The organism is Dialister micraerophilus DSM 19965 (genome assembly GCF_000194985.1).
Taxonomy (GTDB): domain Bacteria; phylum Bacillota; class Negativicutes; order Veillonellales; family Dialisteraceae; genus Dialister; species Dialister micraerophilus.
In genome coordinates, this window is record NZ_GL878519.1 from 851,171 (window position 1) to 873,150 (window position 21,980).

16 protein-coding genes and 1 pseudogene are annotated in these 21,980 nt (G+C 35.4%); all 17 read left to right on the plus strand.

The features are described from left to right. Positions 1-649: 649 nt before the first annotated feature. The 17 genes and pseudogenes from HMPREF9083_RS03995 (at position 650) to HMPREF9083_RS04075 (ending at position 21,963) form a co-directional block, all read left to right on the plus strand. Positions 650-2,788: a TonB-dependent siderophore receptor gene (locus HMPREF9083_RS03995; protein WP_007556128.1), complete on the plus strand. Its 2,139-nt coding sequence runs from the start codon at positions 650-652 to the stop codon at positions 2,786-2,788. Between the two features lie 182 nt (positions 2,789-2,970). After that, positions 2,971-3,384: a TonB-dependent receptor plug domain-containing protein gene (locus HMPREF9083_RS06430; protein WP_007556129.1), complete on the plus strand. Its 414-nt coding sequence runs from the start codon at positions 2,971-2,973 to the stop codon at positions 3,382-3,384. A 381-nt stretch (positions 3,385-3,765) separates the two neighbouring features. Then, a pseudogene (locus HMPREF9083_RS06710) lies at positions 3,766-5,085 on the plus strand (TonB-dependent siderophore receptor). Positions 5,086-5,801: 716 nt separating this feature from the next. Next, positions 5,802-7,031 (plus strand): MFS transporter, encoded by a 1,230-nt coding sequence (locus tag HMPREF9083_RS04005; protein ID WP_007556133.1) that lies wholly within the window; start codon positions 5,802-5,804, stop codon positions 7,029-7,031. A 156-nt stretch (positions 7,032-7,187) separates the two neighbouring features. Then, on the plus strand, positions 7,188-8,879 hold the full coding sequence (locus HMPREF9083_RS04010) for an ABC transporter ATP-binding protein/permease (protein WP_007556134.1): 1,692 nt from the start codon (positions 7,188-7,190) through the stop codon (positions 8,877-8,879). Next, a complete protein-coding gene (locus HMPREF9083_RS04015; RefSeq protein ID WP_007556135.1) occupies positions 8,879-9,592 on the plus strand; it encodes a class I SAM-dependent methyltransferase in 714 nt (237 codons plus the stop codon). Before HMPREF9083_RS04010 ends, HMPREF9083_RS04015 begins: the two co-directional genes overlap by 1 nt. 57 nt (positions 9,593-9,649) lie before the next feature. Continuing rightward, positions 9,650-10,441 carry an NAD(+) synthase gene (gene nadE, locus HMPREF9083_RS04020; RefSeq protein ID WP_035062670.1) on the plus strand — a complete coding sequence of 264 codons (792 nt, stop codon included), beginning with the start codon at positions 9,650-9,652 and terminating at the stop codon, positions 10,439-10,441. Next, positions 10,441-12,858, plus strand: coding sequence for a heavy metal translocating P-type ATPase (locus HMPREF9083_RS04025; RefSeq protein ID WP_035062672.1), 2,418 nt, complete (start codon positions 10,441-10,443; stop codon positions 12,856-12,858). The genes nadE and HMPREF9083_RS04025 overlap by 1 nt, the downstream gene beginning before the upstream one ends. A gap of 380 nt (positions 12,859-13,238) precedes the next feature. Continuing rightward, positions 13,239-14,435 (plus strand): YadA C-terminal domain-containing protein, encoded by a 1,197-nt coding sequence (locus HMPREF9083_RS04030; RefSeq protein WP_007556138.1) that lies wholly within the window; start codon positions 13,239-13,241, stop codon positions 14,433-14,435. A gap of 146 nt (positions 14,436-14,581) precedes the next feature. Further along, positions 14,582-15,913 (plus strand): C1 family peptidase, encoded by a 1,332-nt coding sequence (locus tag HMPREF9083_RS04035; protein ID WP_007556139.1) that lies wholly within the window; start codon positions 14,582-14,584, stop codon positions 15,911-15,913. Between the two features lie 111 nt (positions 15,914-16,024). Further along, on the plus strand, positions 16,025-17,971 hold the full coding sequence (gene rlmD / locus HMPREF9083_RS04040) for a 23S rRNA (uracil(1939)-C(5))-methyltransferase RlmD (RefSeq protein ID WP_007556140.1): 1,947 nt from the start codon (positions 16,025-16,027) through the stop codon (positions 17,969-17,971). Positions 17,972-18,006: 35 nt separating this feature from the next. Beyond that, on the plus strand, positions 18,007-18,336 hold the full coding sequence (locus HMPREF9083_RS04045) for a hypothetical protein (RefSeq protein ID WP_050784961.1): 330 nt from the start codon (positions 18,007-18,009) through the stop codon (positions 18,334-18,336). A gap of 141 nt (positions 18,337-18,477) precedes the next feature. After that, the gene (locus tag HMPREF9083_RS04055; RefSeq protein ID WP_007556142.1) at positions 18,478-18,744 is read left to right on the plus strand and encodes a suppressor of fused domain protein; all 267 of its coding nucleotides are present in this window, start codon (positions 18,478-18,480) and stop codon (positions 18,742-18,744) included. Positions 18,745-18,821: 77 nt separating this feature from the next. After that, on the plus strand, positions 18,822-19,691 hold the full coding sequence (locus HMPREF9083_RS04060; RefSeq protein WP_155800613.1) for a DUF4261 domain-containing protein: 870 nt from the start codon (positions 18,822-18,824) through the stop codon (positions 19,689-19,691). After that, positions 19,667-19,912, plus strand: coding sequence for an immunity 17 family protein (locus HMPREF9083_RS04065; protein WP_007556144.1), 246 nt, complete (start codon positions 19,667-19,669; stop codon positions 19,910-19,912). The genes HMPREF9083_RS04060 and HMPREF9083_RS04065 overlap by 25 nt, the downstream gene beginning before the upstream one ends. A gap of 4 nt (positions 19,913-19,916) precedes the next feature. Then, complete coding sequence (locus tag HMPREF9083_RS04070; RefSeq protein ID WP_007556145.1) at positions 19,917-20,585, plus strand: DUF4304 domain-containing protein; 669 nt, start codon at positions 19,917-19,919, stop codon at positions 20,583-20,585. Positions 20,586-20,724: 139 nt separating this feature from the next. Beyond that, positions 20,725-21,963 carry a DUF695 domain-containing protein gene (locus HMPREF9083_RS04075; RefSeq protein WP_007556146.1) on the plus strand — a complete coding sequence of 413 codons (1,239 nt, stop codon included), beginning with the start codon at positions 20,725-20,727 and terminating at the stop codon, positions 21,961-21,963. The last annotated feature ends 17 nt before the right edge of the window (positions 21,964-21,980 follow it).

Below are 21,980 nucleotides of genomic sequence, written 5' to 3' on the forward strand. Positions count from 1 at the left end.
CAAATAAAAATGAAAATAAAAACATTAAAAAGTAAAAAACAGGAAAATTTTAAAAAATATTTTTGTATAGAGGAAAAAGCAATATAAAAAACTAAAAATTAAAAAATACAAAAAATACCGTTATAGGGGAGATTTTTAATCAAATATGAGAATAAAGATGGCATAAAAAATAACCATATATAATTGACTGAAAAAAATCCGAAATAAAATTCATATCGATATATGGCGAACTGTTTATATATAAAAATTTTCTATCAAGTTGTAGTAAGAAATATATATATAAAAGAATTCTATCAAATATTACTGATAATCGAATTAATGCATAACGGAAAACAAGAAAAAATATGCGAAAAATGTGAAACCTATATATATGTATATATAGGAGCAGAAACAAAGAACAAACAAAACTTGCAAAAATTCAAGAAGTGGAAAAATGCAACACGAGTATATGCTTATTTAAAGAAACGAAATTGAATAAATCGAGTATGGACAAAATGAAAGAAGCATTTTGAAGTAAAAAACAAATTAAAGGTAAAGTGAAAAAATACAATTAAGTTTATAAAAATTTTATTTGCGATATATTTTTTTAGGCATATATAATAAAAAACATCTAAAAAAGAATTAGGATATACCTATACTAGGAGGAAATATGAGAAAAAACAAGATTTTAAGCATATTATGTTGTATAAGTGCATTAACTGCAATTGCATTACCGGTAAATGCAAAAACAGATGAAAATTTAAAAGAATTCACTATGCCGCTATTTCATGTATATGGAATAAGAAACAAAGAAAAAACAAAACTGGCAGGAAAAATCGCACAAGAAATAAAGTACATACCCGCACAAATAGACGTAGTGGACAGCAAAAAAATAAAAAAACTCGGAGCCGACAATCTGTATAAAGCACTCGCATACGAAGCCGGAATAGTCGGAAACGTACAAGGCAACTCACCGGTAAAAAGCGAACCGAAAATAAGAGGATTTACCGTAGCAAACAGTAATATTTTAGTAGACGGAATGAAAGTGTTCGGTAATGAAGGGAAAAAATATTTAGGAATAAACCAAGATATCTACGGACTTGAGCGTGTAGAAATACTCAGAGGACCATCATCAACCGTAGGTGGAGCAGGATCGGTAAGCGGACTTATAAATATGGAACTTAAAGCTCCCAAAGAAAATAATTTTTCCGACATGGAAATGAAAATCGGGCAAAAAAATGAAAAAGTAATTCACTTCGATTTGAACAGAACAAATGAAAATAAAACATTTTCCGCAAGATTTGTAGGAAGTATCGGAAAGAAAAACCTTTACATAGATTACTCCGACCATGAAAGACAATACTTTGCACCGTCATTTACGTGGAAAAAAGGCGAAAAAACAAAAATTATTTTAAAACCCTTCTATCAAAAAGACCATGTAAACGGATTTTTGGGAACAACCACAAACCTTTTGGGAGATCAAAGTATATTTGAAAAAATACCGGAAACATCATTTTTCGGTATAAAAGGTTGGGACAGATACGATGCGAAACAAAAAGGTATAAACTATGAAATTGAACATAAAATAAATAAAGAAATAACTTACACACAAAAAGGAATGATAAGAAAATCGAACTCCGAATCAAGACAAACAGATGCAAGATACGTTGAAATCGATCAAATACTGAAACGTGATGCGATAAGTGCAGATGCAAATACAAATACATACGGATTCGATCAATATATTACAATACACAAAGTAAACGGAAAAACACATCAAGATACAATAATCGGTGCAGACATTCACTACGACAGAAGCATAGTAAAAACATCACAACGTAAACTCAACTCATGGGGAATAGATGAAATAGAAGATTTTCTCTCAGGCAAGAAAACAAGAAAAGAACCTGAAAATGAAAGAAAATTCAGACCGTTGGACTATTCAAACAGAGAATACGGAATATACGCATCACACAATAGAGAAATAGGCAAATGGCACCTCTCTGCAGGAGTAAGAAGAGGATACTACTCAACCTACGGAAACCAAATCGGAAAAGAAGAAACACGAGCAACAACAGGAAACGTGGGAATGGTATACGAAGCGACGGACTCCATACTTCCCTACATACATTGGAACAACTCATTCCACCCCGTAAAAGGATTTGACAAAGACGGAAAACTTCTGAAACCCACACGCGGTAAAGAATGGGAAATAGGAATAAGATACGAACCGAAAAACACACACTTCAAATTACAAGCATCAATATATGACCTAAGAGAGAAAGACAAAGCAATAGTAACGGATGAATTTGCAGTCACACCGAACGGAATACTTACCATAAGTAAATCAATCGGAGAAGTACTTTCAAAAGGCTTTGAAATAAAAATGCACGGAGAACTTGCAAACGACTTGCATGTAACGGCAACATACAACAAAACACACACCGAAATACTCAAAGACCTTGACAAAAAACTCATAGGTAAAAAAGTACAAAATTCGCCGGAACAGACATTTAATATAATGCTCGAAAAAGACATAAAAAAATATAAAGACGGAGAACTTTCATTCGGACTCGGCATGAGATACACCGGACAAAGAACAAACGAAAAAAACACAATTGTACTTCCGGGTGTAACCGTATACGATGCAAATCTCACATATGAAAGAGGAAACAATACATGGAGATTGCAAGTGAATAACTTGTTGAACAAAAAATACACACTCTCAATTCAAAATCAAGGACAAAACTACCGAGGATTCAAAGGTGACGAAAGAAACGTCACACTCTCATACGAACATCGTTGGTAAAATATAAAATTGAAATCCTTTGCCGAAAAAGGCAAAGGATTTTTTGTTATGAAAATTAAAGTTATTCAAATTTAAAAATAAACCAAGTATAAATTAAACGATAAAAATTGTAAAATCGTCCAAGATACATTACTATAATTGGTAATAATTATCATTTAAATTATTCTCTACGGAGGTACTATATGAAAATAAATAAAGGTTTACGGTATATGATTCTGTTTGCATTGGCAAGCGGAATTACATTAGGAGTATCTGCACAAGACAGTGCCGAAAGCAAAGAAAAAGATATTCCAGGTTACCAACTGGGAACGTTTTACATTTACGGAAATCGCTATAAAAATACCTTTACACTCGGCGGAAAACTTGAAAAAGAAATTAAATACATTCCTGCGAGTGTAAATATAGTAACAAGTAAGGAAATAAAAAAGACCGCATCGGATAATTTGGCAGAAGCATTAAAATATGAAACAGGCATAACTGGTGATTGGAAGAGTAATTCCACAGTAGGATATTTTGCAAATATTCGTGGCGAAACCCTCGACAATTCAAATTTTCTTACGGACGGTATGAAAACATTCGGCTATGTCGGACAGTAAGTCATGAGCGAGAACGTTTACGGACTTGAAAAAGCGGAAATTCTTCGGGGACCATCTTCCACTTTTAACGGTGCCGGTTCTGTGAGCGGTGTTATAAATATGGAACTTAAAGCACCGAAAAATGAAAACTTTTCCGAAGTTGAAGTAAAATTCGGAAGTAATAAACAAAAAGTTTTAAATTTCGATACAAACACGACAGACGGAGATAAATCAATCAGACTTGTAGGAAGTTTTGAAAAGAAAGATTTATTTACAAATAACTCGGATATTACACGTACATATATAGCACCTTCCGTCAAAAAGAAAATCGGAGATAAAACAGATGTAACCGTGAAAGTTTTCTATCAGAAAGACCATGTAAACGGAAGTGCGTTGCAGCCTATGGAAAAATTGAAAAGTCATGCACACTTCGAAAAATATTCGGATAAAACGCTTTTCGGTGGTAAGGGTTGGCAAAATCAAGATGTAAAACAAGTCGGACTTAATGTAAGTTTCAATCATAAATTTGATAATATGTGGTCATTCCATCAAAAAGATTTTATAAGAGATATTAAAAATTTCTCGAAAGATATTATGGCACCGAGTGTGTTTCCTATAACTAATGGTGAAGTGAAATTAATGCCTCGTGTCAACGATTACAAGTGCAGATTATACGGACTTGATCAATATATAAAACGTCATGAAGAAAACGGAAAAAACAGTCGTGATACGTTTGTCGGACTTGATTGGCATTATGAAAATGTAGATTGGAAACAAAAGCAAAATTTCATGACAAGAAAATTATCCGATTTGGAAAAACCCGCAATAAATGAAATTGAAAATGCACTGAAAGACGGTCAATTAATGTCCGGTAATTATTGGGGACGTGAATGGGGACTTTATGCATCGCATAATGAGAAGCGAGGTAAGTGGAATTTCAGCGGTGGTATGCGCCGTGCCTTGTTTGTATCAAGTGATGACAATTTGAAAAAAATTTATGCCACTACGGGACAACTTGGTGTAGTGTATGAATTGACCGATGAAGTACTGCCGTATGTACATTGGAATAATTCGTTCAAACCGGTATATTTCCTTGATAAAGATAAAAATATTCTACCTCCGACAACCGGACGTGAATTTGAAATCGGAGTAAGATATTTACCGAAAAATTCAAATGTAAAAGCAAGTATTGCAATATATGATTTAAGAAAACAAAATGTACCGGATCCGGTTAATAAAATTTTACCTAACGGATGGGCTGTACCTGATTATTATCGCTCAATCGGAGAAGTTGCATCAAAAGGTGTAGATGTTTCATGGTAAAACAAATATGGAGATGTAAAGGTAAAGGCAAATTACAGCTACCTTGATTCAAAAGTGACAAAGTCCGCAATTGCAGCTGAAGTGGGTAAACCCTCTGCAAACGCGCCTCGTCATTCATTAAGCTTGCGTACGGAAAAAACATTTGGTGATATTACGGCAGGCGTGGGAATGCGTTATATAGGTGAACGCAATCAATTTAACCGTCAGAATAATAACAGTACCAAACTCGGCGGTGTGACGGTATATGACATATATGTTTCAAAAGAAAATAAAAACGGATCACTTTCATTGGCGGTGAAGAATATACTGAATAAGAAATACTATACAAGTGTATTTGATGATTGTGGATTTGTAGGAAGTGAACGTACATTTGTACTTTCATACAATTACAGAATATAAAATAAAACGGAGATTATTTCTCCGTTTTTTATTGCATTGAAATAAAAAATAAAATTATAGATTCGATTTTAAATTAAAAATTCATTTTAGTATTGTTTCATTTTATTAAAACATATAAATATAGAATAAAATAAATATAAAAATTTAATTGAATAAATTTCAAGCCGGGAAATATACCGGACGAAGGACATATGAGTAAGGAATATGAAGACCCGTACCCCAATATCGGATTTTTAGGTGGTGAAAGAACGGTTATGTTTACTTACAGTTACACATGGTAAAATGAAAACTCCCGTTATGATGTGACACCAAAAAGTTAGACTTTTTTAGCGTAGCAGTTTATATGGCTGCTACGCTATTTTTATGAAAAATTTATAAATATACAAAAATATGATTTTTACTTGAAAAATATTCAAAAAGTAAAATAATAAACAAAATTCGTTATGAAAAAAATTTATATCGGCATGAGTTCTCGTGTTTCTCGAAAAAATTTTATAGTACGGTATAAGTGCATTAAACAAAAATACATTTAAAATTAGAAATAACTTCATGAATTAAAAATAAAATAAAGAAAAGTGCTATATAGTGTACGCTTATTTACCTTTTTCAAGTTTTATTGTATAGATAAAATTTGTTTTTATACAAAAGATTTTACAAATAAAAAAAGAAGGTGTATAATCGGTTCTACATTCGCAAAAAGGAGATGCATTTTTAAAATGTCAGAGAGAACACTCTGGAACAAGGATTTTATCCTTGATACGGTTATCAATTTTTTAGTTTATTTGATTTATTATCTGTTGATGGTTATTATTGCAGTCGTTGCAAAAGATCAGCTCAACGCATCAATGGGTGAGGCAGGTCTTGCTTCCGGTATCTTTATTTTGGGTACATTGGTTGCACGTTTGCAATTCGGTAACAATATTGAAATTTACGGACGTAAAAAGACATTGTACGGCGGAATGATTTTCTACCTTATTACAACACTTATGTATTTCTACATTCCCAGCCTTACAATGATGTTCGTGGTTCGTTTCTTGAACGGTCTTGCATACGGTATTACATCTACCGCTACAAATACAATTGTCACTGCATGTATACCGGGCTCCAAGAAGGGGCAGGGCGTAAACTACTACGGTTTGAGTACAAGCTTGGCAGCGGCTATAGGTCCGTTCCTCGGTATGATATTGCTGCTGGTTTCCGACTTCAGAATGATTATCGGATTCTGCTGCGCATTGATTGTACTTTGTATGATCGGATGCTTCATGCTCAATATCAGAGAAATCAATCTTACGGAAGAACAGCGTCAGGCTATGAAGAAAATTTCCGTTTCAAATTACTTGGAACCGAGAGTATGGGCAATTTCTTTAGTAGGATTTTTGATGGGCTTTTCGTATTCAAGTGTTCTTGCCTTCTTGGCATCTTATGCTCGTGAAATAAATCTTGTAGAAGCAAGCACATTGTTCTTCGTATTTTATGCCGGTATTATTACACTTACACGTCCGGCTACAGGAGTGTTGTTTGACAGAAAAGGTGAAAACTCCGTACTTTATCCGTGTTATGTATTCTTGGCTTTGGGAATGTTCCTTCTTGCAATTACTACAAAATCTTGGGAACTTCTTCTTTCCGGTATATTCATCGGATTGGGTTACGGTACATTCATGTCGAACGGTCAAGCCGTATGTATAAAGATTACACCGCCGGCACGTGTCAGTGTTGCACTTTCCACATACTTCGTAGCACTTGATCTCGGTATCGGTGTAGGACCTTACGTACTCGGTTCATTGCACGATATGATGAACTTCTCTCAGCTCTATGAAATTTCAGGTGTGATAGCAATAGCATGCTTGATAATTTACTACATATTCCATGGAAGACGTGCAAAATCACTTGCATACGTTCCGGAAGAAACGAAAGTAACCGTACTCAAAGCAGCTAAAAATCAGTAATTGAAAAAATTGAAAATGAAAAACGATTTACCCGAAGAGAAATATCTTCGGGTTTTTTCATATGCTTTTTGAAAGATATATATGAAATATAAGTAAAAAGCGATATTCTTATGATATAATATGATAATCAGTATCAATTACAACGAAGTAAGCATTATGGCTGAAAGAATTAAACTCATAAAAGATTTTTACAAGCAATGGAAAGTACTTGCGATACCGTTTTGGAAAACGAAGGAACGTTACAAAGTAGGAGTTTATCTTTTGATTGCACTTGCGTGCGACTTGATAAATGTATATACGACTGCAAGACTCAGCGATTGGTCACGAGATTTTTTCAATTCACTTCAATCTCGAAACTTGGAAGAGTTTATGACACAGTTGGGGATTTTGTGCATTCTTGCAAGCGTAAGTCTTATACTTTTCGCAAACCAAAAATTTTTCTGCAGTAAAGCCATACTTATATGGAGACGTTGGCTTTCCGCACATTATGTAAATCGTTGGCTTTCATCTAAATGTTACTATCGTGAAACGGGACTGGGAAATTTGGATAATCCGGATCAACGTATAGCACAGGATTTGCAATTATTTCCTGCACTCACGATAAATATGATATTCGATTTCATAGACTCCATAGGGTCGTTGGGAGTGTTCTCGGTAATTTTATGGAAACTTTCAGATCAATATATAATACTCGGATACCATGTACCCGGAAGTCTTTTGTGGATAGCGATAGCATTCGTCATAGTCGGCACGTACTTCACACACCTTATCGGTAAACCGCTCATAAATCTCGAAAAGCAAAGTCAGAAAATAGAGGCGGACTATCGATACAGACTCATGCGTATACGTGACAATGCAAAGGCAATCGGAGCATACGGCGGAGAACTTTACGAAGAAAAATCACTCTCGGAAAGATTCAAACACGTATACACCGTTTGGATAAATATGTATATAAAACGCAGACATATGAATTATTTCCATTCCGGATACACGCAACTTTCGGCATACGTGCCATATATTGTAGCTGCACCGCAATACTTTGCAGGAGCATTTCAAATGGGTGAAATAATGCAGACCGTTCAAGCATTCGGCGGAGTAAGAGTTGCACTTTCGTGGTTCATATTCAACTACTCATCACTTGCGGAATGGAAAGCTACGGTAGATCGTCTTATACAATTTGAAAATGCGATAAGAAAGAGCGAACGACAGAAGAATTTCATAGTAAAAGAAAGTGACGAAGAAAAACTTCTGTTAAAAGACATCGAATTGATACTTCCGGACGGTAAAAAACTTGCATACATACCGAAACTTGAAATAAAGAAAGGTGAACACGTAGCACTTTCCGGCCCGTCAAATGCCGGTAAAAGTACACTTCTTTATACGATAAAAGGACTTTGGGGATACGGAAAAGGTACAATAGAAAAACCGAAAGGAAAAGCGATATTCCTATCACAAAACCCCTACTTTCCGATAGGAACCATAGCTCAAGTACTTACCTATCCGGATGAAAAATTGAAGCTTCAAGACAAAGATGTACTTCATGCACTCGAAAAAGTGAAACTCGGCCATCTCAAAGGAAAAATTCATGAATTCAACAATTGGGAACTCATACTCTCCGGCGGTGAACAGCAAAGACTGGCACTTGCACGTATATGGGTACAAAATCCGGACTGGGTATACATGGACGAATCGCTTTCCGCAACTGATATTGAATGCAGAAATGAAATTTTGAAAAATATTGAAAAAGATTTCCCGAACATTACCATATTTGCAATACATCACGATGAAAAAGTAAATCCTTTCTATGATCGTGATTTGAAATGGGAAGAATTGAATAGGAAAAATTAATGAATGAAGCACAAATTTGGGACGAAAGATACAAAAATTTCACAATTGAAAATGAAAAAGAAAAAAGAAATGAAAACTCCGTATTTTATAAATTTCCCGAAAAAATAAAAAATGCACTTGATATAGGCTGCGGAACGGGTGAAGATTTGAGAAATTTCGCAAAACGAAAAATATATGTCACCGGTTGGGATATTTCCGAAGTCGCAATAAGTATTGCAAAAAAATTTACGGATGAAAGAACCGGAAAATACATAAAGTACGAAATCGGCGATTGGAAAGAACTCGCAAAGAAAACGCCGAATGAAAGCTATGATTTGGTGTACAGCGTAATGGGACCGGACGTGGCTACTGTCAAATCCGTACGTGAAATGAGCAGAATGTCGAAAAAATACATACGACTGTTGCAATTTCAAGACGGGGAAACGAACATATTCAAAACGGTAAACGAATATTCACAAAAAGAAAATATTGAAGAAAATGAAATAATAAAACTTTTGAAAAAATTGAATTACAAATACGAAACCGAAATTGTGGAAATAAAGGATAAAGTCACACAACCGGTAGAAGTGTGGCTTTCATACATGAAAAACGGAGAAAATACCGAAAAAGAACTCGATGCGGCGAAAAGATTTTTTGAAGAAAATAGTATAAACGGACAACTGACGGCAAATATAAAAGCTACATACTTGCAAATCACATGGAAGAAAAATTGAAAAATTGAATTTAAAATAATGTATAATATATACAGTTTACAAAGTGAGGAGGTAAAAATGTTAACAAATTCGCAACACACAACCGAAAGAATAACGGGTTGGATAAAAAAGTTTTTTGATGAAAACGGAAAAAAATCATATGCAATTGTCGGAATATCCGGGGGAAAAGACTCCGCAACGGTAGCGGCGTTATGCGTAAAAGCACTCGGGAAAGAACGTGTAATAGGAGTACTTTTGCCGAACGGAGAACAAAAAGACATTGACGATGCAAGAAAAACCGTAAAACTTTTAGATATAAAAAATATCACTTTGAACATAAAAAAAGTAAATGAAAGCATGCGTGACATGCTTGAAGAAAGCGAAGAAATGAGAAAAATTTCGGGCAGAAATGAATTGACCGAAGATGCAAAAATAAATATCATACCGAGATTACGTATGACCGCACTGTATGCAGTTGCACAAATGCTTCCGGAAGGCGGAAGAGTGGCAAACACTTGCAATTTATCCGAAGATTATGTAGGATACTCGACCAAATTCGGCGACTCCGCAGGCGACTTCGCACCCATAGCCGGACTTCTCGTGGAAGAAGTAAAGCAAATCGGAAAATGTCTGGAACTTCCCGATGAAATAGTTGAAAAAACTCCGAGTGACGGACTTTCCGGATTAAGTGACGAAGAAAAAATCGGATTTACATACAAAACGTTGGACAAGTACATACTTACGGGAATATGTGAAAACGATGAAACGAAAAAACGCATAGACGGTATGCACAAAGCAAACTTACACAAACTTAAAAAAATTCCTGCATACGAACCGGATTCATTGGACAGAAAGCTTACGGTGAAATGATGAAAATATATGAAATAACCGGCATGCACTGCAGTGTATGTAAAAATCGTATAGAGAAAAGTGTAAAAGAAATAAAAGGAACTCAAAACGTATCCGTAAACATCATGACAAACACAATGCAACTTGACGGAAATTACAACGAAAAAGAAGTATTTGAAGTCGTGAAAAATTTAGGATACGGAATAAAAGACAAAAAAGAAAATACAACCGGCGAAAAAAGTACGATGAAAAACCATCGTACTTTAATTTCTATAATACTCCTTATAATTCTCATGATTTTCTCTATGGGAGAAATGATCGGAATACATACTCCGCTGAAAATAAATATTTCCATGCAAGTAATTTTGAGCGGCATAATACTTATATTGAATAAAAAACTTTTGAAAAGCGGTCTTAAAACGTTTTTGACGCATTCATTCAATATGGATACACTCATAACACTCGGGACGGGTATCTCATACATTTACAGCTTTATCGTGCTTTTTATGAACTTAGGAAATATAACGCATGATATACTTCACATGATTTACTTCGAATCGGCTGCGATGATAATTACTTTTGTCGGACTTGGGAAAATGCTCGAAGAACGCACAAAAGGGAAAGTATCGCAAGCATTGAGCGAGCTTATGGAAATCATGCCCGCAAAAGCGAATGTTGTACGAAACGGAAAAGAAACGGAAATAAATGCCGAAGAACTGAAAATCGGAGAAATTTTCATCGTACGGACGGGTGAAAGAGTACCGGCGGACGGAATTGTCGTGGAAGGACGTGCCGTACTGGACGAATCATCACTCACCGGAGAAAGTAGCGGAAACGTAAAAAAACTCGGCGACAAAGTACTGTGTGCAACGGTGAATACGCAAGGACACATTACATGCAAAGCGGAAAGTACGGGAGAAGATACTACACTTGCCAAAATAATAAAACTCGTAAACGAAACCGCATCGCAAAAAGCGAGTGTGGCGAAACTTGCGGATAAAATTGCGACAATTTTCGTATTCTCGATAATAATTATTTCAGTATTGACATTCATACTTTGGTACATAATCGGTGAAAACTTTGCATTTGCATGGGAGCGTGCCATAAGCGTACTTGTCATCTCATGCCCCTGTGCATTGGGACTTGCCACACCCGTAGCGATAATGGCGGGCAGCGGAAAAGCATTGAAAAAAGGAATACTCTTCAAGAACTCGAAAGCACTCCAAGAAGCCGGGAAATGCGACACGATAATATTAGACAAAACCGGCACCGTAACAAAAGGGAAACTCGAAGTTGGAGAAATATACGCCTATGAAACGGACGAAAAAGAACTTCTTGAAAAAATATATTCAATAGAAAAGAAAAGCATACATCCGACAGCAAAAGCGATATGCGAATACGCAAAAGTGAAAAACACTCAAACGAGAGAGGTTGAAAATTTCGAAGAAATAATCGGCAGCGGAACAAAAGGCACGATAAACGGAAAACAAATAACGACAGGAAAACTCTCATTTGTAGAAAAATACGCAAAAATACCTGAAGAAGAAAAACGGAAAGCAAATGAAAAAGCAAGAGAAAATATCGTGGTATACGTATCCGAAAACGGTAAATACATCGGATTTGTAATACTGTCGGATGAAATAAAAGAAAACGCAAAAGAAACAATCGAGCGACTTCAAAAAGACGGCAAAGAAATAATATTGCTGAGCGGAGATAAAAAAGAAACGGTAGAAAACATTGCAAAAAAACTCGGCATAAAAAAATACGGAAGCGAACTCCTTCCGCATGAAAAAGCCGAAAAAATAAAAGAAATTTCAAAAAATCATAAAACGATAATGATCGGTGACGGTACAAACGATGCAGTTGCACTCATGAGCGCACACGTAGGTATAGCAATAGGAAAAGGCACCGATGTGGCGATAGAATCTGCAGACATAGTTCTGATGAAAGAAAATCTCGAAAGCATTTGTGAAACCGTAAAAATTTCCAAAGACACACTCAAAACCATACACGAAAATTTATTCTTCGCATTTGCCTACAATATAATACTGATACCCATAGCCGGAGGAATACTTGCACCGATCGGAATATACATAAATCCCATGTGGGCATCACTTGCAATGTCGCTCTCCGGTACGAGCGTGGTACTTAATGCACTTAGACTGTATAAATCTGAAAAAGAAACGAAAATCGAAAAACGAAAAATAAAAAGAAAAGAGGAAAATAAAATGCAAAAAACAATAAAAATCGAAGGAATGATGTGCTCGCACTGTGAAAATACAATAAAAAAAGCACTCGAAAATTTGGACGGAGTGGAAAACGCAAACGTAAATCATGAAAGCGGAACCGCAACTGTAAAACTCACAAAAGAAATCCCGGACGAAACACTTAAAACGACAATAGAAAACAAAGATTACAAAGTAATTGAGATAAAATAAATTTAAGAAATTGCAAAAAGCGGAAAAATAAAAATAAAAAACATTCAATACATGCTTTATATAATATGTATTAAATTAAACGGAAAGTATATATAAACAAAATGTTATAAAACTAAAAAGAGATAAAAATATGTACCGAAAGTATCGACAATCTCGAACTCTTATGTTATATTTTAAATCGTAATTCATACATAATTCTTAAAACGTTTTAAAATTACAAGCAATAAATGATAAAGACAAATATAGATATACAGTAGATGTAATCTGCGATAAAGTTTGCACGAAAATGAAAACTTGAATTTGTCTATGTTTTTTGTAAAAGAGAATATTGTATATCGAATTCATCTTTTGCAGAGTATAACAAAAACTTGGAGGATAACATGAGAAAAATTATATTGACCGGAGCTGTATTGGCAATGTTGACAAGCGCCGCTCCTATGGTACATGCACAGATTGATCCGGATGTACAGACGGCATTGGATAACAAAGTAAATAAACAAGAGTACACTGCTAAAATACAAGAATTGGAAGGTAAGGCAAATGGTCTTGACGGTAAAATTGATAATGTTGGAAAATCATTTAATCAGTATAAGGACCAAAATGAAGAAAATTTAAAGAAAAAACTTGATGCAGATAAGTTGCAAGACGAATTGACTAAACAAAAAGTTGAAATCAATAATGATGTACAAGGTAAAATTGATCAAGCAAAAAATGATTTGAAAGGTGACATCAATCAAGCAAAAACTGAATTGGAAAGCAAAATCACTGAAAACAAAAAACTCATACAAGGAGATGACGGAAACGGCGGATTGAAAGGTGATATTAAAAAACTTCAAGATGCTGTAGGAGATAATAATAGCGGATTACAAAAGGAAGTTAATACAATAAAAGCAACGGCTGAAGCACAAAGAAATGTTCTTACAGAGCTTAATAAAGTTGTCGGTAAAGATGAAAACGAAGGACTTCGAAAAGCCGTGAAAGAAAATGCAAATAATATTACTCAAGCGGATAATAAAGCGGAATCTGCAAAAGCTGAGTCGGCGGCAGCCAGTCGATTGGCGTTGGAAGTAAAAGGCAAAGCGGAAACGGCAGATCAAAAAGCTACACAAGCATTGACAGACGTTGCCGAATTGAAAGCGAAGGGAAATGATATGGCAAAAGACATCGCTGAGCTTGGTGGACGTATTGATGTGACCGGTGCAATGTCCGCAGCACTTGCAGGACTCAAACCCTTGCAATACGACCCTATGGCACCCACACAAGTAATGGGATCTGCATCCACATACGAAGGTCAGCAGGCATACGCACTCGGCTTGGCACACTTCACATCGGAAGACCTTATGGTGCATGGCGGAGTATCATTCACAAACTCACACAAGTACATGGCAAATGTCGGAGTAACATACAAATTCGGACACTCTGCAGAAAAGAGCATGATACCGATGCGCTATCAGGCAGGACCTATTTCCTCAATCTACGTAATGCAGAAAGAAAACGAAATGATGAGAGAAAAAATGGCGCAGCAAGAAGAAAGAATTGCACAACTCGAAGAAATGATTATGAACATGAAAAAATAAATATTTCAAAAAAAGTCGACCCGCAAAGTCGGCTTTTTTCTGTGGTATCTCACATGTTTTTATTAAAATAAAATTCATAGTTGATACTTGTTATCAATACGATTATTATAATAGTGAAACGGAATTTGAAATGAAAGAGGGAAAATATGAAAATAAGTAAAGAATTTTTGGAAAAAAGCAGAAAAAATTTCTCCTCCGACAGAGGAAATCTTATCGCACAGAGAGCGTCTGTAAATAACGGTATTATGAAAGCCGCTTTCAATCGTTTCGAAGACGATACGAACAGACATACTTTCAATATAGAACTTAAAGAAAAAGACATCAGAAATCAAAAGAGATCCGGAAGATGCTGGATGTTTGCAGCTCTCAACGTAATGGAATACGAACTTTGCAAAAAATACAATTTGAAAAGCTTTGAACTCTCAAAAAGTTACACACTTTTTTATGACAAACTCGAAAGATGCAATTATTTCCTTGAATCCGTAATCAAAACCGTAGAAGAAGATTTGGACGGAAGACTTGTAGCGCATATATTGACCGATCCGATGGGAGACGGCGGACAATGGGACATGATTAAAAATATTATCAACAAGTACGGACTCGTACCTGCATATGCCATGCCGGAAAGTGAAAACTCCTCCTGTACATCCGCATTGAACGACTATCTGACAAAAGTTTTGAGAATGTATGCAAGAGATTTGAGAAACTCTTATGAAAAGGATAAGGATTTGAAGAAACTCGACAAAAAAGTCGAAGAATTTATGACGAATATTTACAATATTCTTTCCGTTTCACTCGGTACACCGCCGACAGTTATAGATTTCGAAGCAAGAGATGAAAAGAAAAAATTCATTTCATACAAAAATATCACACCTCAAGAGTTCGTGAAAAAACATATCGGACTCAATCTTGATGATTATATTTCATTAATCAATGCACCGACAAAAGACAAACCGTACTACAAGTCATACACTGTGGACTTTTTGGGAAATGTTACCGAATTGGACCATGTAAAATATGTTAATGTGCCGATTGACGTAATGAAAAAAGCGGTAATCGACCAATTGAAAGACGGTCATCCCGTATGGTTCGGCTGCGATGTAATACAATTTTTCGATAGAGCCGGATCAAGACTCGACTTGGAAAGCGTAAAAATATTTGATTTGTTCAACGTAAAATATGATTTATCCAAAGCCGAAAGACTCGACTACAAAGAATCACTCATGACACACGCAATGGTATTCGTAGGTGCAGATGTAGACGAAAAAACCGGAAAAGTAAACAGATTTAAAGTAGAAAACTCATGGGGAAAAGACTCCGGCAGCAGAGGCTACTTGGTAATGAGCGATGCATGGTTCGATGAATACATGTATCAGGCACTTATCAACAAAAAATATCTCTCTAAAGAAGTAGTGGAAGCATACGAAAAAGAACCCATACATCTGAAACCCTGGGATCCGATGGGTTCACTCGCATAAAATATTAAAAACAAATACAAAAGCCGACTCTATGAATGTCGGCTTTTTTCGTGCAATTTTGTGTATTCCCCATGATATAATGTTAAATATAAAATTAAAGGAGTGTTTTGTGTGGAAAACGTGAAATTACATGAAATTTATGAAGTTTTTGTACGTGATTTGGGAGTGCATGGAGAAGGAATAGGAAACGTGAACGGATTTACGGTATTCGTAAAAGGTGCATTGCCCGATGAAATTGTAAAAGCTGAAATTACGCTTGTGAAAAAAACTTATGCACTCGGCAAATTGATTTCGATTGTAAAAAAATCTCCCGATCGTATCAAATCGCACTGCATACCGGACGTGACTTGCGGAGCGTGTCAAATACCCGAATTGTCGTATGAAGGACAATTGAAATTTAAATTTAATCGTGTAAAATCGGTTATTTCACGTATCGGAAAACAAGACGAAAATAAAGTGCTGCCGGTAGTGTCGGCAACGCATATCGTAGGATATCGCAATAAAATGTCCATACCGATAGGAACTCAAAACGGAAAAGCGGTATCGGGTTACTACAAAAGCGGAACACATGAAATAATTCCTTCCACCGACTGCATGATACAGAATGAAACAAACAATAAACTTGCAAAATTTGCACAAGACTTCATAAATAAAAACAAAATTACCGTATATAACGAAAAAACGCACAAAGGCAGCGTGCGACACATCGTGGGACGCATAGGCGACGACGGAAAACTTATGGCGGTAATCGTGACTTCCACAAATGAACTTCCTTGCAAAGAAAAATGGATAGAAGAAATGAGAAAGAGCGTTCCTGAAGTTATTTCCATTTACCATAACGTACAAGATAAAAAAACGAATGTCATATTAGGAAATAAAATGGAACACATATGGGGAGAAAAAACACTTAAAGCGTCCATCGGAAAACTGACATTTGAAATCTCACCGTACTCATTCTTTCAAGTAAATAAAGAACAAGTCGAAAAACTCTACGAAAAAGCACTCGACTTTGCAAACCTTTCCGGAGATGAAACGGTAATAGACGCATACTGCGGAACGGGAACCATTTCATTGTACTTGGCACAAAAAGCAAAACACGTAATAGGAATAGAAATAATAAAAGACGCAATAGAAAATGCAAAAGAAAATGCGAAAAGAAACAAAATAAAAAACGTAGAATTTCACGCGGCAGACGTAGCGAAATACCTGCCCGAACTGGCAAAAAAAGGTATAAAAGCGGAAGTCGTGGTATTGGACCCCGTACGTGCCGGCTGTGACGAAAAAGTAATAGAAGCAATCGGGAAAATAAATCCTGAACGAATAGTATACGTATCCTGCAACGTGGCAACACAAGCAAGAGACATAGAAAGACTGTCCAAAAAAGGTTACAAATTAATAAAAATACAACCGATAGACATGTTCCCCCAAACCACCCACGTAGAGACGGTAGCACTTTTGTACAAACTCGATGTCGATAAGCACATAAGTGTTGAAATTGAGCTGGATGAGCTTGATATGAATAATAAATATGAAAGCGTAAGAAAATTTTTATTATATCCAGATAATATTGATGACTTTTGGGAAAGTAATGATTTAATTTGGATTGATTGGAGAGAAGAAGACGAATCTGTAATCAATTACTTTAATAATGAAATAGGAAATCTTATAGAAGTAGATTTTATAAATAATAATAAAAAATATGGTGATGATATAAAATTAAAATACAGAGCTAAAGAAACAGTTATTCCTTATATGGATAATATGGATAGGGATACAACTATAAAGTATTTCAATGAAATCATAAAGGAAGATTTTGAAATAAGATGGTTTGTTGAAAGTCTTGGTGATGATACTTTAGCCTTTTGCATTTTACCGAATAATTTATGGAGTAGTTTAGAAAATGAGTTTAGTAAAGAGGTTGTAGATTATTATTTTATGACAATTAGTTTGGAATCCGTAATGTTTGATTTAAATATTGATTCTGTTTTTGATTTGATTTCGCTTAGAAAAGATAATAATAAAGTACCTTTTGTAGAATTACTAAAAAAGCTAAAGTAGATAAATAAAAATTAGAATTTGTGGAGGTGTTAGCTATGGGGCTATTTGAAAAATTAAAAAAGAATAAAAATGCTAAAATTGTAGAGCAGAAATTCCCTTTTTATGATGAGCCAAATACAGCAGCTATTGTATGTAGTCATGTAATAAATAGAGAAGAACCAATTTTATTTGTATCACATGATGAAGATGATGGTATGTGGCAATTCTTATGCGGAAAAACACACGAAGCAGAGGACGCTAAATTAGTTTCTTTACAGTCTGTATTTGAGTTAGATAATTCGATAGGAACTTTGGTAGAAATGCCTTGTGGATATTGTGCAACAAGAGAAAATCAAGAAGCTAAATGGATAATCAGAGAACTTTAAATCCCAGTTTATCGGGGGAGATAGCAAAGGCAGGCGGGATGTCAACGGCGCACATTTGTGCGCCGTTGACATCCCGCCTGCCTTTGCTGATGGACAATCAAAGCGGGAAAGCCCTAAAATGGCTTCCCGCTCATTTCAATTTTGAGAAATGCTTATGAATATTTATATACAGGTCAAACACAAGGGATAGATGTAGAAATGAAATCTAATATTACAGGATTTATTACTATTCCGGATAATGAATTAAATCCAATAAATTCTCCAAACGGAAAAGTAACTTTCGTAGAATTTATTGGAGCAACAGATTCAGAACTTATTGCTTTAAAAAACAAAGAGTTAGATGTTAAAAGTTTATATGAAAAAATTGGATCGGATATAACCAATTATAGTAGAAAATCGGTTATCTAAATCCCAAGTTGTTGAACTGGAATAATGAAATGTAAAAAATGATAGAAAAAGATGATACTATAATAAGAGACTTTCAAGTGGAAGATATTTTAGATAAATTTTATGTAGCGGTGGAGGTGGAAGTTTTGAATAGCGATAGCATAGGAAAATTTTGTGGAAGCGTTCTGCTTTCAGAGGATTGTTGGGATAAGAATAAACTGATAAAAGATCTTAGAGATGAGTGGAACATTGAAATCCCAAGTGAAGATTTAACAGATGAAGCTGACGATCCAATCGTTACAGATATCAATGGATGTCGGGTGGTTATCAGTAAATTCCCGGCTCCCGTGCCAAACGAAGAGGCGGAAATCAATGCTTCCAATAATTATATGTGGAGGGAAGCGGTAGAGGTTACCAAAAGCCATAAGGCACATATTGTCGTTGCTGTTTTAGGTGATGGAGAAGATATAAAAGAAAGAGGACTTATTTATACTGAGATTGTGTCAGCTTGCAGCATGCAGGAAAATGCCATAGGCGTATTTACAAGCGGAGTGGTCTTTGAACCAAATTATTATATCGACTCCGCTCAAATGATTAAAGAACAGGCATTGCCTATTTTTAACTGGATATGGTTCGGTCTTTATCAAACTGACAAGGGAATATCCGCATACACTTATGGAATGGACGTGTTTGGAAAGTATGAACTTGAGATAATAGATGCAGATGAAATTCCGGGGAAGCTAATGGAGTTTATATCTTCAATCGTATCATACATACTCCTTACGGATGCAGACCTACAGGATGGTGAGACCATAGGGCTTTCAAAAAAAGACAAGCATAAAATCACATTAAGCAGAGGTATTGCTCTTCCGGAGCAAGACACATTGAAAATTACCTATGAAGCGGAAACAAAAAATCTTGGTGTAGGAAATAGAGAAACAATATGGACGGATTATTTGAATTTTTAAAAGCACATTATCAATATGTGTTGATAGCAGGCGGATTATTATTTTTAATAGGTGCGATAAGAGACTGGAAATGGGTGTATCGAGCAACAGGAGGGGATAAGGCACGCCATGCCTTTATCTTTGAAGTGTGGGGCGAGAAAGGTTACAGAGTTTTCATAGGTATATGTGGGCTTATACTTGCGATTTGCGGTGTTATGCTTTTAATGTTAGATAAAAGATAAATGAGTGAAAGGCAATAATAAAGAAATGAAACCCAGAAAATTATGTGAAGAAGCATGGCAAGAAATAGCAAGTAAATTCCCTGATTTTAAGGTGCTTGCTAAAGGTCAAAAATTAAAGAGAGTTGCTAAAAATAAAGATATTATTTTTGAAATATACTTTCAGGCAAGCAGGTACAATTGCGAATATAGCGTAAAATTTATTCCGCATATTGGTATTTACTCCAAATCCATAAAAAAGGTTGGTATCAATCATGGACTTATATATGGCGGGGATTTAGGCTCGTTAAGTTCAGGAGAACCGCATGAGTGGTGGCAACTTGCAGGTGCAAGCTATAAATGTACTGTGGAAGAAGTAAGCAAGCTTATTAAAATACATATTATTCCAATTTTTGATTATTTTGAGAACACTCAAGCCAATATTGATAGAATTTTAGAAGGAAGTTGTACATCAGCTAGTTTGTTATATTATATGTACTATTTTGCTGGGAAAAATAAAGCACAGCAGTATTTCAATAAAATTCTCAAGAAAAATAAAATGAAAAGTAGGTATATCAGCTTTTATGAATCATTAAAAAGTATACCTACAGAAAATATCAGTTTGAGTTATTCCGAATTTTCTGGAGCAATTATGATTAAATTCGCATATCTGAATGGTATTGAAATAGAAAAATAAAATTTATTAATGGGAAAAGGATAAAGACGATGGAAAAAAGTATAATAACAAAACATACAACTTTCATCTTACAATTGAAATTATAGATGGATTTTTCGGAAAAGAAAATAGATTAAAAATGAGATAATAAGGAGTAATTATGAAATATCAAAAAGAAAACAGGAAAGAATTTTTTGCGTATATAGACAAGCTTATAGACGAAGATAAGTATACGGAATGTATAGATGCATTGGAAAGTATTTCAATCGGAGAAAGAGATTATAAGGTATGTTATCAGCTTGCTCGTGCATATCAAAACTTCGCTGTTATCGGTGACGATAATAAAGGAACTCCTAATTTCATTGGCGATAAGATGTTGTTAAAATCCATAGACACTTTAAATTCAGTTAGAGCAGAGGGTAAAGACAAAGCGGAATGGAATATGCGTATGGCATATGGGTATCAGTATTTAGCAGATGAGGAAGAAAAAGCTATCCCCTATGCAATGCGCTGGGCGGAGCTTGATCCTGAGGATGAGAATGCTTTGGGAGTCGTAAAAGAATGTAAAGAAGAAGTGGAAAAAAGAAAGCAAAGCGTAAATGTGGCTACTGAGAGGGTTATAACTCAAGAAACTGCCGAAATTGATGAAGATTGGGGCATTTATCTATGCAGAGCATTTGCCTGCGATTTGCCAGCTGTGATTAGGCTCAATTTAGCTCTTATGGACTTCGAGTCAACTTCTAACTACCCTAAAAGATTACGATTACAAATATTATATAAGAATGCTGATGACAACGGATTTCCTACAAGAGAAGAAGGGGAATATTTATATCAGGTAGAAGACGCCGTGTTAGAGATTATTGAAAAACATGGAGATATTTTGGCAGGCGTAGTGAAATGCGACGAGCGTGTACATATCTTTGCCTATGCTAAGAATGAGTCGGGTTATGCAGATGAAATATCTGAGATGATATCAGAAAACTTCCCTGATTATGTATACACATTGGCAGCAGTTGAAGATAAGGACTGGGAAATGTATTTTAATGTACTTTATCCTGACAACTATGAATACCAAAGTATTATGAATATGAGGCTCATCGAGGCAATAAAAGATGATGGCGACAGCCTGGTACCAAGAATTCTTGAGCATTGTCTGTACTTTAAGACCGAAGAACAAAGAAAAGCATTTCTAACGAAAGTGATAGAAGAAGGGTTTCAAAAACTTGAATCGGAAAGTAATGATGACAGCGAAGCTTATGATACGGAATATCCATATCAACTTGTGGTCGGAAGAGAAGATGCTTTTGAGAATATCGATGAAATTGTCTGGTATCTCATGGATTTGGCAGAAGAATATGACGGGGTCTATGATGGTTGGGGTTGTATTGCTGTGAAGTAGCTTAGGCATTTATAGTA

Excerpts from the sequence above, each read along its gene's own strand:
- HMPREF9083_RS04015 (WP_007556135.1), top strand. The coding sequence starts at position 8,879 with ATGAATGAAGCACAAATTTGGGACGAAAGATACAAAAATTTCACAATT.
- HMPREF9083_RS04065 (WP_007556144.1), top strand. The coding sequence starts at position 19,667 with ATGGACGGATTATTTGAATTTTTAAAAGCACATTATCAATATGTGTTG.
- HMPREF9083_RS04075 (WP_007556146.1), top strand. The coding sequence starts at position 20,725 with ATGAAATATCAAAAAGAAAACAGGAAAGAATTTTTTGCGTATATAGAC.
- HMPREF9083_RS04025 (WP_035062672.1), top strand. The coding sequence starts at position 10,441 with ATGAAAATATATGAAATAACCGGCATGCACTGCAGTGTATGTAAAAAT.
- HMPREF9083_RS04005 (WP_007556133.1), top strand. The coding sequence starts at position 5,802 with ATGTCAGAGAGAACACTCTGGAACAAGGATTTTATCCTTGATACGGTT.
- nadE (WP_035062670.1), top strand. The coding sequence starts at position 9,650 with ATGTTAACAAATTCGCAACACACAACCGAAAGAATAACGGGTTGGATA.
- HMPREF9083_RS04045 (WP_050784961.1), top strand. The coding sequence starts at position 18,007 with ATGGGGCTATTTGAAAAATTAAAAAAGAATAAAAATGCTAAAATTGTA.
- HMPREF9083_RS04010 (WP_007556134.1), top strand. The coding sequence starts at position 7,188 with ATGGCTGAAAGAATTAAACTCATAAAAGATTTTTACAAGCAATGGAAA.
- HMPREF9083_RS04030 (WP_007556138.1), top strand. The coding sequence starts at position 13,239 with ATGAGAAAAATTATATTGACCGGAGCTGTATTGGCAATGTTGACAAGC.
- HMPREF9083_RS06430 (WP_007556129.1), top strand. The coding sequence starts at position 2,971 with ATGAAAATAAATAAAGGTTTACGGTATATGATTCTGTTTGCATTGGCA.
- HMPREF9083_RS03995 (WP_007556128.1), top strand. The coding sequence starts at position 650 with ATGAGAAAAAACAAGATTTTAAGCATATTATGTTGTATAAGTGCATTA.
- HMPREF9083_RS04035 (WP_007556139.1), top strand. The coding sequence starts at position 14,582 with ATGAAAATAAGTAAAGAATTTTTGGAAAAAAGCAGAAAAAATTTCTCC.